Source organism: Paenibacillus sp. FSL W8-0919, assembly GCF_038003785.1.
In the GTDB taxonomy this organism is placed as follows: domain Bacteria; phylum Bacillota; class Bacilli; order Paenibacillales; family Paenibacillaceae; genus Paenibacillus_AQ; species Paenibacillus_AQ lactis.
In genome coordinates this window covers 6,307,850-6,322,917 of sequence record NZ_JBBOPV010000001.1, presented here as the reverse complement: position 1 = coordinate 6,322,917, position 15,068 = coordinate 6,307,850, and the positions used below count along the sequence as shown (strand labels likewise).

The 15,068-nt window shown below is 52.9% G+C and carries 12 protein-coding genes; 5 read left to right on the top strand and 7 right to left on the bottom strand.

Translation table 11 applies throughout. The features are described from left to right. Nucleotides 1–436 precede the first annotated feature (436 nt). Nucleotides 437–2,590 (top strand): class I SAM-dependent methyltransferase, encoded by a 2,154-nt coding sequence (locus tag NST44_RS28700; protein ID WP_007130832.1) that lies wholly within the window; start codon nucleotides 437–439, stop codon nucleotides 2,588–2,590. Between the two features lie 99 nt (nucleotides 2,591–2,689). Here the strand turns inward: NST44_RS28700 and NST44_RS28695 are convergent, their stop codons facing one another. From NST44_RS28695 to NST44_RS28680, 4 genes are all read right to left on the bottom strand, one after another. Next, nucleotides 2,690–3,469 (bottom strand): peptidylprolyl isomerase, encoded by a 780-nt coding sequence (locus NST44_RS28695; protein ID WP_007130831.1) that lies wholly within the window; start codon nucleotides 3,467–3,469, stop codon nucleotides 2,690–2,692. 192 nt (nucleotides 3,470–3,661) lie between these two features. Further along, on the bottom strand, nucleotides 3,662–4,054 hold the full coding sequence (locus NST44_RS28690) for a hypothetical protein (protein ID WP_007130830.1): 393 nt from the start codon (nucleotides 4,052–4,054) through the stop codon (nucleotides 3,662–3,664). A gap of 121 nt (nucleotides 4,055–4,175) precedes the next feature. After that, nucleotides 4,176–4,355 (bottom strand): hypothetical protein, encoded by a 180-nt coding sequence (locus tag NST44_RS28685; RefSeq protein WP_007130829.1) that lies wholly within the window; start codon nucleotides 4,353–4,355, stop codon nucleotides 4,176–4,178. A gap of 324 nt (nucleotides 4,356–4,679) precedes the next feature. Then, nucleotides 4,680–5,408 carry a hypothetical protein gene (locus NST44_RS28680; RefSeq protein ID WP_007130827.1) on the bottom strand — a complete coding sequence of 243 codons (729 nt, stop codon included), beginning with the start codon at nucleotides 5,406–5,408 and terminating at the stop codon, nucleotides 4,680–4,682. Nucleotides 5,409–5,757: 349 nt separating this feature from the next. Between NST44_RS28680 and NST44_RS28675 the strand changes: the two genes are divergently transcribed. From NST44_RS28675 to NST44_RS28665, 3 genes are all read left to right on the top strand, one after another. Further along, entirely contained in the window at nucleotides 5,758–7,209 is a 1,452-nt protein-coding gene (locus NST44_RS28675) for a SulP family inorganic anion transporter (RefSeq protein ID WP_007130826.1), read from the top strand. A 205-nt stretch (nucleotides 7,210–7,414) separates the two neighbouring features. Beyond that, nucleotides 7,415–9,325 (top strand): sensor histidine kinase, encoded by a 1,911-nt coding sequence (locus tag NST44_RS28670; RefSeq protein ID WP_007130825.1) that lies wholly within the window; start codon nucleotides 7,415–7,417, stop codon nucleotides 9,323–9,325. A 151-nt stretch (nucleotides 9,326–9,476) separates the two neighbouring features. Then, nucleotides 9,477–11,366 carry a sensor histidine kinase gene (locus tag NST44_RS28665; protein ID WP_007130824.1) on the top strand — a complete coding sequence of 630 codons (1,890 nt, stop codon included), beginning with the start codon at nucleotides 9,477–9,479 and terminating at the stop codon, nucleotides 11,364–11,366. A gap of 96 nt (nucleotides 11,367–11,462) precedes the next feature. Here NST44_RS28665 and NST44_RS28660 read toward each other — a convergent pair whose 3' ends face one another. Next, nucleotides 11,463–11,702, bottom strand: coding sequence for an NHLP leader peptide family RiPP precursor (locus NST44_RS28660; RefSeq protein WP_007130823.1), 240 nt, complete (start codon nucleotides 11,700–11,702; stop codon nucleotides 11,463–11,465). A 71-nt stretch (nucleotides 11,703–11,773) separates the two neighbouring features. Continuing rightward, nucleotides 11,774–12,727, bottom strand: coding sequence for a hypothetical protein (locus NST44_RS28655; protein ID WP_007130822.1), 954 nt, complete (start codon nucleotides 12,725–12,727; stop codon nucleotides 11,774–11,776). Between the two features lie 230 nt (nucleotides 12,728–12,957). Between NST44_RS28655 and NST44_RS28650 the strand changes: the two genes are divergently transcribed. Next, the gene (locus tag NST44_RS28650) at nucleotides 12,958–13,635 is read left to right on the top strand and encodes a general stress protein (protein ID WP_007130821.1); all 678 of its coding nucleotides are present in this window, start codon (nucleotides 12,958–12,960) and stop codon (nucleotides 13,633–13,635) included. A 250-nt stretch (nucleotides 13,636–13,885) separates the two neighbouring features. On the opposite strand, the gene NST44_RS28645 is transcribed toward NST44_RS28650, so the two are convergent. Continuing rightward, nucleotides 13,886–14,995 (bottom strand): GNAT family N-acetyltransferase, encoded by a 1,110-nt coding sequence (locus NST44_RS28645; protein WP_007130820.1) that lies wholly within the window; start codon nucleotides 14,993–14,995, stop codon nucleotides 13,886–13,888. Nucleotides 14,996–15,068 lie beyond the last annotated feature (73 nt).

The window sequence follows — 15,068 nt, the reverse complement described above, 5'->3', positions numbered from 1 at the left end:
TATCGCCCGCACAAGTCCTTTTTAGGGACTTGCTTGGCGCTCGGAGCTCCAATTCGGCTGCACAAGTCCTTTTTAGGGACTTGCTTGGCCCCCGGAGCTCCAATTCGCCTGGACAAGTCCCTTTTAGGGACGTGCACGGCTGCCGGAGCTCCATATCGCCCGCACAAGTCCCTTTTGGGGACTTGCTCGGGCACTGGAGCTCCATTTCACCGGCACAAGTCCTTTTTAGGGACTTGCTTGGCGCTCGGAGCTCCAATTCGCCGGCACAAGTCCCTTTTAGGGACGTGCACGGCCCCCGGAGCTCCATTTCACTCGCACAAGTCCCTTTTAGAGACTTGCTGCGATCGCTTAAAGAAGGATCTGATATAATCATAACCAGACTACGGGAGGGATAACTCCATCCTGTCCATAACCTAGGAAAGCGGAGGATGAATTTATGCTGGAATCGCTGGAGATGATCAAGGCCTTTCGCGGCGGGGACGAGTCGGTATGCAGGACGCATCCCTGGCTGTTCATGCTGGTTTCGGCTGAAGAGCGAATCGTGAACCTGGAGCGGATCTCGTCCATCGGGGAATTAGCCCATGCCAATCCTGTATTGGATTATGTAGAAAGGACGTTAACGATCCTCGACAGCTTGCCGCTGTCCTACTGGATCAAGGAGCTGCTGGAGGAGGTGCTGGCATGGGCCGAAACCGCCAAGGGCGGGACGGTACGGGAGCGGCTCCATTGGACCCGATCCGGCGTCAATCTGTTCCTCCACCATATCGGATCGGCCCAGCTGTACGAACGGCATGTCCTGGAGCGCCGGGGGAGCATGACGCCGCATGAACAAATGGTACATACGCTGATCCGGACCCACGGGCTCATCGGCCAGCATATTCGGGGCGAGGTCGCCCTTGAGGAGAACGCCCCGCTGTCCGGGCTGGTTCAAAGCGGGCAGCTTACGGCAGAGGAGCTGAGCCGGCTGCTGGTTCCGCTAAACCAATGCATCATAGGCGCGGTGTCCGAGCCATTGTGGCATGCCGTCAAAGAGGAGACCGCCCAGCTGGTGGTCCGCATAGCCGAAGGCGCCTTTGATGAGGAATGGAGCCTTCATGACCGGCTGCGCCGTCTTCGTGCGGGCTCGATCCAAAGCGGCGAAGATTTCGAATCGGAGCTTAAGCGAATCGGGGAGCAGGTCGGTCTGACGACTGCCTTAAACGATTTGCGGAACATGACGCTATGGTATGTGGAGGCCGCGCTGCAGGATTTTTCGCTCGAGGAATTCGTGAAGGTGATGCTCTTGTCTCTTCGGGCCGAGGGCGAAGGTTCAGCGGAAGGCAGGAAGGGGACCGAGGATACGAGCGGGCTTGCCATACATCCGGAGATGCCGCAGCCGATCCGTCATTTAAGCTTCGAGACACTGATGAATGACATGTATTACGACTACAAAGGGGCCAAGAAGCTGAATGTCTATAAAAAGCGGATGATCGAGCAGTATTTGCGCCAAGCGGACTGGGAAGCCTGCCTTCAAGGAGCTGTCAGCGCAAACCCGCATCTCCGTCACCGTATCGTGCGAAAGCCGGGTCTTCCGGACACCGTGTTCTTCACGTTCGAATTTTCCAAGGCGGCGGAAAAATTGATCGAATTCTGCATCGAGGCCGAGAAGTCTCCGCTATATGAGAAAGCCGTACTGCTGCTGTTCGATCTGTTCGGCCTCCGCCGGGACGCTTACGACCGGTTTCATAACGAGGAGAGCTATCTGGAGGATATGAACAGCACGGGGGACTACAAGCAAGTCATCCTTGAGTACGTAACGGGAACGGTGGTGCTGGACATCGGGCCCGGCGGCGGCGTGCTGCTTGATCTTATGGAGGAGCGGCTGCCGCAGGTTCGCCCCATCGGCATCGATATTTCATCGAACGTGATCGAAGCTCTGGAGAAGCGGAAGCGGCTTGAGCAAAGGTCATGGGAAGTAATGAAGGGGGATGCGCTTCGGCTCAAGCAGTATGTTGAGCCGGGCAAGGTCGATACCGTCATCTTCTCATCCATATTGCATGAGCTGTACTCTTACATCGAAACGGACGGGAGACGGTTCAATACCGCGACCGTCGAAGCCGCCCTCAGGAGCGCGTACGAGGTGCTGTCACCCGGCGGACGCATCATTATCCGGGACGGCATCATGACCGAAGGGGACGCATGGCGGCGCATCCGTTTTCTCGAGGAGGACGGGATGGCGTGGCTGGCCCGTTATGCCGCGGACTTTCAAGGAAGAGCGATCCGGTATGAGCCCTTGTCTGCAAATGAGGTGCGAATGCCGGTCAATGATGCGATGGAATTTTTGTACACCTATACCTGGGGGGCGGAAGCGTACGTACACGAAGTCCAGGAGCAGTTCGGCGTCTTTACGCCTTCCGGGTATGCCGCATGCATACGGAAGACGCTTGGCCCCGAGGCCCGTATTCTTGTACAGCGGCATTATTTGCAGGAGGGGTATGCCGAAGCGCTGGCAGGCCGGATTGAACTGACCGATGATGCAGGCCGGGTGACGGCCCTGCCGGACAGTACATGCCTGTTCGTTATCGAAAAACCGGCCGAGCCGGTGAAATAAAATACAAAAGGCGGTGCAGCATTCATGGCTGCACCGCCTTTTGTTGAAAATATCAGGAAGCAGAATCTCAGGGGATCCGGTCCTGATATCGCAAGGAAATTATGATTGCTTCTCAGGCTCCGGATAATCCTTGCCGAGGGTGTCGACCGTCACTTTTTTCATGATTGGCATTTTGACAGGCGTTTCGCCATTCGTTTCTACATTCACGATCCCCATTGCCACGTCCATGCCTTCAATCACCTTGCCGAACGACGCATACAGCTGATCCAGATGAGGCGCATCCGCCACCATAATGAAGAATTGGGAGCCCGCGCTGTTCGGATCCTCCCCCCGGGCCATGGATAAGACGCCCGTCGTATGCTTCAGGTCGTTCTGGAACCCGTTGGCGGTAAATTCGCCGGGAATGCTGTAGCCGGGTCCGCCGGTACCGTTCCCGTCCGGGTCGCCGCCCTGGATCATGAAGCCGGGAATAACGCGATGAAAGCCGGTTCCGTCATAGAAGCCCTGCTTGATCAGGGAAATAAAATTGTTGACGGTATTCGGCGCCACCTCCGGATACAGCTCGGCCTTGATCACGCCTCCGTCTTCCATTTCAATCGTCACGATCGGATGGCTTGCATCCGGATCGGGTACATTAGCCTCCGTTTCGGTTGTTTCAGGGGTTTTCTCCTCAGGTGCGGCCCCGTTCTCAGATCCGCTTGAGGACCCGGTCGTGGAATCGCCTGTCGAGCCTGTAGAGCCGCTTGCGGATTCACTGGCAGTTCCGCTGCCGTTTGCGCTGCCGGTTCCTTTGTCATTGTTGCCGCATGCGGAGAGGACCAGCAGCACGGCAAAGACGATACCGAGAACAGGCATCCAGCGCATTCTCTGTTTCAGCATTTCATTCTCCTCCTGTAACTAGCTATTCAGGTTAGATCGTATACCGTAACCCATTTTAACACAGGTAGGACAAGTACTGAAAACAACATTCGCAGCGTAAACATAAGTAATAGCCCCCGGAGCTTGGCGGCAAGTCCGGAGGCTACAGGCTGCAGGATGTACGTTGATAAGGCCAAAGAAAGCTTCGAGTCTTTATTTCACTTGATAGATGCCCTCCACTTTGTTCAGCGGGAGCAGGATCCGGGAGTGGTTCTTATCCTTGGCGAGCAGCTCAATGAAATCCGTGCCGATCCGGACAAGCCGGATCCGGCTAAAGGCGCCGCCCGTGGAAAAGGTGGTACGCACGCCGACATGAATCGTCCGTTTCGGCGGCTTAACATCAAATACCCGGATCGACTCGAGGCTAGCGGGCACGAACAGCTCACCCTTCACCACGATAAACTGGCTCTTCAGCACCCGCTGCAGCCGGCCGGGTTCGAGCCCCATATTCGGGCCGTTAATTTCTGCAAGATGCCCGACTAAAGAGGCCAGCCGCTGCTGCAGGGAGATATTTTGCATCAAGCGGGTCAATCGAGGTCCGTTCATCTTCACATCATCCTTCCGAATTCATATGGTGTAGTGTATGTGGGAAGGCATCCTATGGGTGAAAGATGAGAAGGACTCAGCACAGCTTTTGTACCTATATCTTTGTAGTGGATGCAAGGCTTCAGCCGCTCGAAGACTCGTTTCCGCGATGGCTGGTATCGCTGCCATCCGGCTTCTCTCGCTTGACGCTGTCGGGAATGGGAACGCTGTCCGGATAGGACCCTTCTACGAAAAGACCAAATTTCTCGTCGATGTCACGCTCGGTAACAAGAGGGGTGTCACGGTCGGAAGGCTGTTTCATGGCGAATCCTCCTACTCCTAGGTTATGGTACATCGTAGATTACAAGATAAAGAGCTTGGCCGGTATAAGAAATAGTGGCTTGACCCATACTGAATTACTATAAAAGACAGAATATGGGAGGCTCGGTATGGAACGAAAGGGCAATATACTAACAGCACTCATATGGGGAACCCTGATCGGTATCCTGCTATGGATGTCATTGCTTGGCTGGCTGGACATATTGTTCGGAAAATAGATTCATATAACAGGACCCGCTTTCACTGTGACGAAGAGAAAGCGGGTCTTGATCATTCATAGGCTCAAAACGAGCAGCTGGAATCCGGATTAATCCTCTTCACCGTTGCTGCCGTTCAAAAGATCCGTTCCATGCATTAGATCGGTCTGCGGGGCAGCGGGGTCAACCGGGCTGTCCGCTGCAATGGCGTCGGCATCCGGGACGTCCTGAAGCGGCGTGTAATCCTCATCATCACCGGCTGAATCGGTGATGAATAGATCCTGTCCCTGTCCCAGAAAAGCCGTGCCGCTTCCGGAAAAGGCAGCATCCGCTGTCACGCGGCGTTCAGCATCGCCTGCGTATTCCGCGATCACCTCATCTCCTGGCCGCGTCGGCGGCTCACCTTCCATATCCAACCATTCTCTTGCCTCACGCTCATCCCCATGGACGAAGGCGGCATTTGCCGATGCCTGGTCCAGTGGGAGCCGGCCCTCCGCTTTGGGCTCCTGCCCATCGACGGCATCTGCCGAGGACCCGGATGCCGGCTCCCCGGCGATCGTCCGGTTATAAGGCTCAGCGCCTGCCGCTTCCCAAGCATCAAGAGCGCTATGGTCCGGATTTATCACTGCTGCGGGCGGTTTCGCGTCCGCGGGGGCGGACTCATTCTGGTCGTAACCGCTGTGGTCGGCCTCCTCACTGCTAAGGCTCTGGGTTGTGTAGGTGTTTACATCCCGAATGTCATCCTCCGGAATCATATCCGTCTCGTCGATCTTCCGCTTGGTCTCATATTCCAGGTATATCAACTCAGGCAGCGTATTCCGATTGTTCTCGTCGCGCATCGGTTGATAACTCCTTTCCATACCATCCCGCTTCGGGATGTTTTATATATTCCGACTTTACCCGCTGGGTCAGGAATGAATCGCTTTTCAAAGGCCGTGAGGGAAGTCGTAAGTCTTTTGGTAGCATTCCCGGCCGCAAGAATCATTATGAAATTCTTGAAAATGGGATATCGACGCGTTATCGTTTGAATTTAAGAGGAATTGAGAGATAAACCGAAATGAATGCGCTTTATTAATATCTGAAAACAGGGACCGGCTTGATATATAATCGGAAAAGTGATTATCGGACCCGGGCAAACCTGAGAGTGGGGCGCCAACCATAAGATACGAACAGGATGTGATTTTCTCTTTGTTTGCATGGATTAAACAAGGCTTCTTTGGCAATACGCGCAAAGATATTTTGTCGGGACTTACCGTAGCATTTGCACTTATCCCCGAGGCGATCGCCTTCTCGATCATGGCCGGCGTCGACCCGATGGTCGGCTTATATGCTTCCTTTGTCATCGCGGTCAGCATTTCATTCTTCGGCGGCCGGCCGGGCATGATATCCGCGGCGACCGGGGCGATGGCTTCCCTGATGGGACCGCTCGTAGCCAAGCACGGCATTGAGTATTTATACGCAGCGACGGTTCTCACGGGACTTCTGCAATGGCTGATGGGGGCATTGAAATTCGGACGGTTTATTTCTTTCGTGCCGCAGCCGGTCATTACCGGCTTTGTGAACTCGCTTGCCATCATTATCTTTTTGGCCCAGCTTCCGAACTTTGTCGGGGAGTCATGGCCGATGTTTCTGATGGTGGCCGGGACGCTCGTGATCATCTATGTTCTGCCGCTGCTCACGAAAGCTGTTCCTTCAGCGCTTGTGGCGATCATTGTCATGACGATCATCGCGGTATGGACAGGGGCTCCCGTGCGCACGGTCGGAGATATGGGCAACATAACGCAGACGCTTCCGTTCTTCCATATTCCCGATGTGTATATCAGTCTGGAGATGATCATGACCATACTTCCAATCTCCTTGGCGCTTGCGGTCGTGGGGATGACCGAATCGCTGCTGACGGCTTCGCTCGTGGATGAATTGACCGAGACCGACAGTGACAAGAACCGGGAGATCCGGGGACAGGGAATCGCGAATATCATTACCGGATTTTTCGGGGGGATGGCCGGCTGCGCGATGATCGGACAGACGGTCATCAACGTTAAATCCGGCGGCCGCACGCGGCTCTCTACGCTCGTTGCCGGCGTGTTCCTGCTGTTTCTGATCATCGTCCTTGGTGATGTCGTCAAGCAGATTCCGATGGCTGCCCTGGTCGGCGTCATGTTCATGGTGTCCATAGGCACCTTTGAATGGAACTCGCTTCGGACGCTCCACCGGATTCCGCTCGGAGATACGGTGGTTATGCTCACGACGGTCATCATCGTTGTTGCAACCCATAACCTGGCCATCGGCGTCATGATCGGCATCGTGCTCAGCGCGCTGAATTTCGGCTGGAAGATGGCGAGAATTTATGCCAATCCGCATATCGAGGCCAATGGAGTCAAGGTATATGAAATTCGGGGACAGCTGTTTTTCGGGACCGCGATGTATTTCATCAAACTGTTCGATGCTCATAACGATCCGGACCATGTCACGATTGATTTCTCCAAGTCGCATGTGTGGGATCAGTCCGGAACGGACGCAATTTCCAAAATATTCAATAAGTACAAGGAGGCAGGCAAGCATATGACCATCGTCGGCTTGAATGAGGAAAGCAAGCGGATGGTTGAAAGAATGGGGCTTGCTTCCAGTTCTTCACACTAACCTTAAGGGATTGCTGCTTGCCACTGTGATGGCAGACCAGCAGTCCCTTTTCATTTTCTTAACAACTAAAATTTTTCTGACAACGGGTGTTGCTTTTCATGGTATATTGGTTGTAAATCAAGACGAAGTTTGTCGAATCGACATGACGCATAAACGCAGTAAAACCCTACATTATGAACGAAGGACGGTTAGAGGTGCGCACAAAATGAAGGATGTACCTAAATACATACTCCTGCTGCTGCTGATGATGCCGCTCATGTCATTCTGGGGCGCGCCCGCTCATGCGCAAGCTGCTCCCGCGGTAATCTCCGATTGGCAGGTGTTGTGGGAGTTCGAGGATCGGGAAGGGGACGTGAATCCTGCAAGCATCAGGAGCCGCAGTCAATGGATCGATGCAAAGAAGGGGATGGCATCCCCCCCTCGGCCGGATGGGGCTGTTTCGTCATGGAACCGGTTCACGCTGCCGAAGCTGCCGCCGGGACAATCGGCTGTACTGATCGAGCGGGTCAAGGGGCAGGATGTGTCGGCTTTTCTGGAAGAGCTGCCATTATACGAAGTAAAGCGGTATTTTGTATATATGAACCATACGCTGCTGCTGCCCGTTACCGGGGAGGATGCCGGCAAAACCGTCTATATATGGTCGAAGGGAACGGATACTGCACTAGGAATCCAAGGGGACATCGTGCTCGGAGAGTATGAACATATGCGGGGCGTATTCATCAAGAAGGATCTGGAGGATTTCATACTTGGCGGCTCCTTATTGTTCATCGCGGCGGTCATGACGGTATGCTGCCTGTTTCTTCCGCGGCATACGGTACCCAGCTGGCTTGCCCTGTGCATCGTTATTTTTGCATTCGGTGCGCTGCTGATTGCCTATTCGCCTTTCCTCTACACGTTCTATGGCGATCTGGGAAGCGTATGGGTAACCCTGTTTGATACGGCTTTGTTTGCCATCATGCCTGCCATGTTTTTTTATTTTGAAAAAATATACGGTCCGGGTCCTTACCGGATCATCCGCTATGGCCAAAGATTCCAGATGGGCTATTCCGGGCTGTGCCTGATTTTGCTTATCGTTCAGCTGGTCGGCACGCATCCGTTTCCTCAGCTCTACTATTTATTTACAGTGAAGATCCTCGGTATTCTGATTATTCTGGAGCTGTCGCTGCTTATCGGAATTACGATCCTGTATGCATCCAAACGTAATAAAGACGCTTATATTTTCTCGTTCGGATTCGGCATAATGGCCCTGCTGACGCTGGGTGACCTGATAAGCTTCTATATGAAAGACAGCAACTATGAATTCTATTTATGGAAATGGGGCGTTATTGCGCTCGTCGTATCGCTGATCGTCATGCTGGGGCGAAAATTCGTCCGGAGTCATCAGCAGGTGCTCGAGTACTCCCGGGAGCTGGAGCTGTTCAATAATGAACTGCAGCGCTCCGAGAAGATGGAGATTATTAGCGAATTGGCCGCTTCGGTTGCGCATGAGGTCCGAAATCCGCTGCAGGTGACGCGCGGCTTTATGCAGCTGCTCTCGCAGAGCGCCAAGCCGGAGGAGAAGGAATATTTCGCTTTGGCCTTAAAGGAGATGGACCGGGCGTCGGGGATCATTACGGATTTTCTGACGTTTGCCAAGCCGCAAGTCGAACAGATTGTGCCTCTGAACGTGTACGAGGAGCTAAAGCATGTTACCGGTATTCTTCTCCCGCTAGCCAACCTTGCAGGCGGCACGATTGAGCTGGAAGAAGCGGAGGATTTATGTATTACCGGTAATTCCTCCAAGCTGAAGCAGGCGATGATTAATATCGTGAAGAACGGTATTGAAGCTCTCGACGGGGAAGGCACTGTCCGCATTTGGGCTTATGCTCAATCGAACGAGGTCATTATCCATATCCAAGACAATGGGGTCGGGATGGATGCTCTTGAGCTGTCCAGGCTCGGAGAGCCGTATTTCTCGAATAAATCCAAGGGAACGGGCCTCGGTCTGATGGTTACCTACCGGATCATCAAGTCGATGAACGGCACCATACACTTCAACAGCAGGAAAGGGGTCGGCACCGAAGCGATTATCCGCTTCCCTGCCTGTGCATCGAACCATCAAGGAAACCCAACTTAAACGCGTTTTTAGGAGATACCGGATCGGTATCTCCTGTTATTTTAGCAAAAGAATAGAAAAATTTTTCATAATTATGAATTTTAGAAGGGGGAATGTTTTAACGCATCGAATACTTTTAGGAGGTATTCATTATAATGTTTGAGGTGCGTGCATGAGATCTGGATGGAGAATCGGTATGTCCCTGATCATCACAATTGGTATTACCCTCGGCATTCCGGGGTTATCCTCCGGCGCTGCCAGTGCGCCAGCGTCAGCTGTGATTAAGGAGTGGCGAATTCTATGGTCGGATGCAGGGGAAGTGCCGGATCGTGCGCCGCCAGAGGGAGAGATTTGGGTGGAAGGCTCCGCCCGGATTTCCGAACACCCGAAGCCGCAGAGCAAGACGTCGGCATGGATTCATATGAAACTTCCGGATATCTCCTCCTCCTCGCAAGGCATACTAATAGACAAGCTTCACGGACAGCAGGTAGCGGTGTTTGCCGGCGAACGGAAAATCTATGAATCCGCGAGAACCTACAATTATGAGCTGAACCATATCTTGCTCCCGCTGCATGAGGATTTATCCGGCCAGGACCTGTATGTATGGCTGGAAACGGCAAGAGATCATATTATGGTCGACGGAAAAATCGTGATCGGCCCATACCACGAGCTTCTGAACCGGTTCGTCCGATCGAATCTGGGCGATATCATTTTAGGCAGCGCCTTCTTATTCATTGCCTTCGTGATGCTCATATGTGCTGTCTTTTTGAACAATAAATATCTGGTCGCCGTCCTTTCTTTGGCCTTTACCATCCTATCTGTAGGCATCCTGGTGTTTACTTACTCCCCTTTCCTGTACACCGTTTTTGAAGAATACGGAAACATCTTTACACACATGTATGATATTTCATTACTCGTCCTTCTGCCTTCGTTCAGCCTGTTTTTCGAAAAAATATTCGGTCATGGCTGGAAGGGCATGCTTCACAAACTGCGCAATTTCCAAGTGTTTTACTCCTTGTTTTGTATTCTGTTCCTGATCGCCAATCAACTGGCCGCAAACCAGTGGTTTGGGCTGTACTACTTCTTTTCCGTGCAGGTGCTCGGCGTTGTTATGATCCTGCAATTCACGCTGCTGATCGGAAGCTCGATGTATTTTGCCATCAAAGGAAACAGGGATGCCGTCATTTTCAATGCAGGCTTTGCCGCGTTTGCCGTTATCGGATTGGGCGAGCTGCTGCAGTTTTTCCTCAGCCGGGGAAGCTATAATCTGTTTTTATGGAAATGGGGCGTTGTCGTCTTTATCGTATCGCTCATTGTCATTCTGGGGCGCCATTTTGCCAAAAATCATGAACGGATTCTCCAATACTCCAAGGAGCTGGAGATGTTCAACAATGAGCTGCAGCGCTCTGAGAAGATGGAGATCATCAGCGAGCTTGCAGCCTCGGTAGCCCATGAAGTCCGCAACCCGCTTCAAGTAACACGAGGATTTCTACAGCTGCTCATGGGCAAGGCCAAGGCGGCTGAACGCGAGTATCTGGATTTGGCGCTGGTGGAGCTGGATCGGGCGTCGGGCATTATTACGGACTTCCTGACCTTTGCCAAGCCGGAGTTCGGCAAGGACACCGTGCTTCAGATCTCCGACGAATTCAAGCATATCGAGGGGATTCTTGCGCCGCTTGCGCATCTGCATGGCGGAAAGATCACCGTGGACATTCCAGAGGACCTTGCCGTACGCGGCAATTCCTCCAAGTTCAAGCAGGCGTTCATTAACATTATCAAGAACAGCATTGAAGCTTTGCAAGAGGAGGGGGTCATCCAGATCCGCTGCTATCAGAAGCAGGGGCGGGTATACATACACGTCGTGGATAACGGCGAAGGAATGGGGGAGGATGTTCTGGCCCGGTTAGGCGAGCCGTACTTCTCCAACAAGACGAAAGGGACGGGACTCGGGCTTATGGTCACGTTTCGAATTATCGAGGCCATGGATGGCAGCATTCAATTTACAAGTAAAAAAGGAGTGGGGACGGATGCCGTTATCACGCTGCCCGCAGCTTACGAATAAAATCGTAGGCTGCGGACTTGGCGGAAGGCTTCCAGTCCCCACTCTTTGCTTCGTGTTCTTCCATGTATGAGTAAATCCCGGGCTGTTATGTAGTCTTTACCAGATGGCTCTTTCTTTGGCTTCGGACTTGATCACGCCTGCCGGATTCGGAGGGATGACCAGGTACAGCTCATTGGGCTGCTCTTCGAGCGTTCTTACTTCAATGTGGTCGGGGATTCGCACGCCAAGTACTTCCTTGATCGCTGATTTCGGATCGCTGACCAGCTTTGCTTTAAAGCTAGGATCCTCCCATGCTTTTTGAATCAGTTGTGTTTGAAAGATGGCTTCTGTTGTCATTAGAATCACCCTTTCAAATAAATGGTTATAATTTACTCTTTAAGGATACCATGGAATAAATTTAAAATCTATTATTTTTTGGTTGATATAGACAAATAATAATTCAAACCGCCTAAAGCCAGGGTTTGCTTGCTGTTTTCGATATGATTTGCATCCGAAATGAGCTCGTCCACCATCGTATAATGGAAGGATATCAGATTCGGCGCGTCAAGCCCGGTCTCTGTCAGGCGGGTATGCGTCTCAGCTGCAATCGCTGCATAAGGCTTCAAGAGGTTGCGGATATAAATCGCCTCTTGAGCTTCCGCTTCGGTTAGCGCTGCATCCCAGGGACGCCCTAGCCTTGCTTTAATCATGGCGAGCAGGCAGTTGTAGCTGCCGTCTGCAAGATCCTGCTTCCAGTCCATCCAATCGTCCATCATCTGCAAGGTCAGCAGCACGTGGTTCATCATGTCATTCGCGGCAGGAATCAGCTCAGGGCGTTCCGCCAGAAGGAGGACGGCGGTGCTGCCGAGTTTAACCGGAGCGGCCTTCTTGGCGACTCCCATCGGCATGTTCACGAAATAATCAGCGCTGCCCTCGTGAATGACGCCATCCGACCATTCTTGATTATAAACTTTGAAAAATTGCCAGAATGCGGAGTCAGGCGGGAAGTAAGCTTGGTACATCGCAAGGAATTCCGAATATAAAAGGGTCGCGAGTGCAAGATGCTGTTTCACATGGAGCGGGGATGGACTCTCCTGAACAGAGTCCATGATGTCGTCTTGAATGAAATAGTAGAGCATGCCGATGATGTTGGCTGCTGCCAGGTGGCGGTAACTTTCTGCTGGGAGTGTGGTAAGTTCTTTCATCCAGAAGGGAAGTAGATAACAGATGTAGTTTTTGGAGCTGTCTTGCTCGAAGACGTCGAAAGCGCGCAAATACGAAATTCCGAGTTCATTCAACGGAGGGGGCAGGTCCGACAATCGAGCTTCGCATTGCGCAAATACGGCAGCAAGATCGTCCTCGAATGGCTTAAACCAATTCATCGAATCACCAGCCTATTTCTATTTTATTGGGAATTACTTACTTTTAATTCTAGCATGAATAACTTAATAGTTAAATATTACCATTCAAATTCAGGGGAGATTCTTCCGTTCGGTATGGAAATCGATGGAACGATGCCTTTTGGCCGGGATCTGTTGTTTGATCAAGTCCTCAGACGTTTAAGAATGAAGTGTACACCGATAACTGAAATGACCATAAGGAGGTAACTCATATGACTCAGAAAATTGTTGGTGCTTTTCGTTCGGAAGAGGAAGCAACTCGCGCTATAGAGGAACTGAAGTCGCAAGGGTTCAGAGCAGATGAAATCTCTGTCATTGCAAAGGATCGCGGTGAAACGTCGGCGATTGAGGAAGAGACAGGGACGAAGGCGCCGGAAGGCCTGGCGTCCGGGGCAGCAACAGGCGGCGTCCTGGGCGGCGTAACCGGACTGCTTGCCGGGCTCGGCGCGCTTGCTATACCGGGCATCGGCCCGATTGTCGCTGCAGGTCCCATCGCTGCCACTCTTACGGGAGCTGCCGTCGGAGCAGGCGCAGGCGGGCTGGTTGGAGGATTGATCGGACTCGGCATACCGGAAGATCAGGCGAAGGAATACGGAAGCTACGTCGATGAAGGGCATATTCTCGTCATGGTGGATGCGGATGAGAGCCGCGGCGGAAAGGTATATGATATCTTCCGCAGCAACAGCGCGCTTAATGAGCATCATTACCGTCAAGGAACAACGTACAACGGCACGGGCTCCCCAATCGATTCCCGCACGGAAGCGGCGGCGGCTACCGAGGATGCCGTTCCGGATCCGAATTTGTATCACGGCTACGGCAACGGGGACGGAGGCGCGGTGAGACCTGATGGTGTAAGCACGGGCCGCGAAGGGTCATCTAAGAGACTTTAAGATACTATATATTACTCTATACAATGAGGGGCTGTCCCACAAGATCATCGATCTGGGGCAGCCCCTCTTCCTGCTGTCAAGCCACTTCAGTAACCGTTATGAATTTCCTTTCGCAGTTACGGTATACCATCAATCACTTTATGCCTATTAAATCTGGAAAAGCGGCTCATCTCTAGGATAAAAAATTTACTATCAGGCCAAACCTCGGTGAACATTCGGTTCGATGAGTATTCGGTATCCGTTGGCTTATTTAAATATACTGCAGCCCGGAGGTATACGGCAGCGGAATCGGGTCAAACGCTGCTGTCCCTCGAATCCGGTACGGAGACAAAGGGTCGAACAGGAGCGACAGCAGTCCTTCGTCATCCAGGACAACAGTCTCCCCCGAGAGCGTAATGCGATAAGGTCCATGCTCCCCATCGGCTTGGATGGCGCCTTCCGGCAGCAGCGGAGCCAGCTGATCCAGAAGCCGGATTCCGTTCACCAGGTAAACCGTCCCGTCATTCTGGATCGATTCCGGCATGGCACCGGCGGATTGAAGCAGCGCGGCGAGCTCTCGGTCCTGCCAGGCCAGTGGAATGATCAGCTCCGGCAGGTTAAAGCCGGCGATTGCTTCAGCAATGACCAGCGCGGCGGCTTCCGGGCTGCCGCCCCATTCCACAAGCGTGGATGCGCGGGAAGGCGTCATCACGGTTCCGGGCACGGCAATGATTGCGAATGCCGACAATTCCCCGTTCTGCTCGGCGACAAGCACTTGCTGCTCAAGCCGGATCACGTTGGAATAGGCGCTTGCGTCAAGCAGCTTGCCAAGCTCGGTAGGCGTCGACATATACCCGGCTTCCCGATCTTCCATAAGCGCGTGGACTTGCAACAGATCCTCCGGCTTCATGGCCCGGATCTGAACCTGCTTTGCGGTGGAGGACCGAAGGGGCTCGACCATGGAAGGGGTCACCTGAAAGCGCTGGGCCCGGCCGAACAAACGGCTGCCGGCACGGGTGTACAGGGATCTCCCTCCGGAGATGAAGATCAGGGATGCGCCTGAAGCTTCGCCATGCTTGATGCATGCTTGAAGCAGCGAACCGGCAAGCCGCTGTCCCCGATAGTCTGGGTCCGTACATACGGATCCGATCGAGAATACGTTCAGCCGTGCTCCGCGGATCTTCATCATAAACGGGACAAATCCCATGAACGAGACAAGCTTCTCTTGATCCCATGCTCCGTATGAATGGCTGATACCCGGAGAGAAGATAAGCGGGAAGGATACGCCCATGGAGGGCTGCTCGGGCTGCTTAAGAAAAATACGATCGGATAATTCAATCGCTTGGGTCAGTTGATCGGAATTCATGATAGAAATATGCACTGGGGTATTTCGCCTCCCTATGGTTGTCACTTAACACCAGTATAAGGTGACAGACCGCGGGATTTCCAGTAAA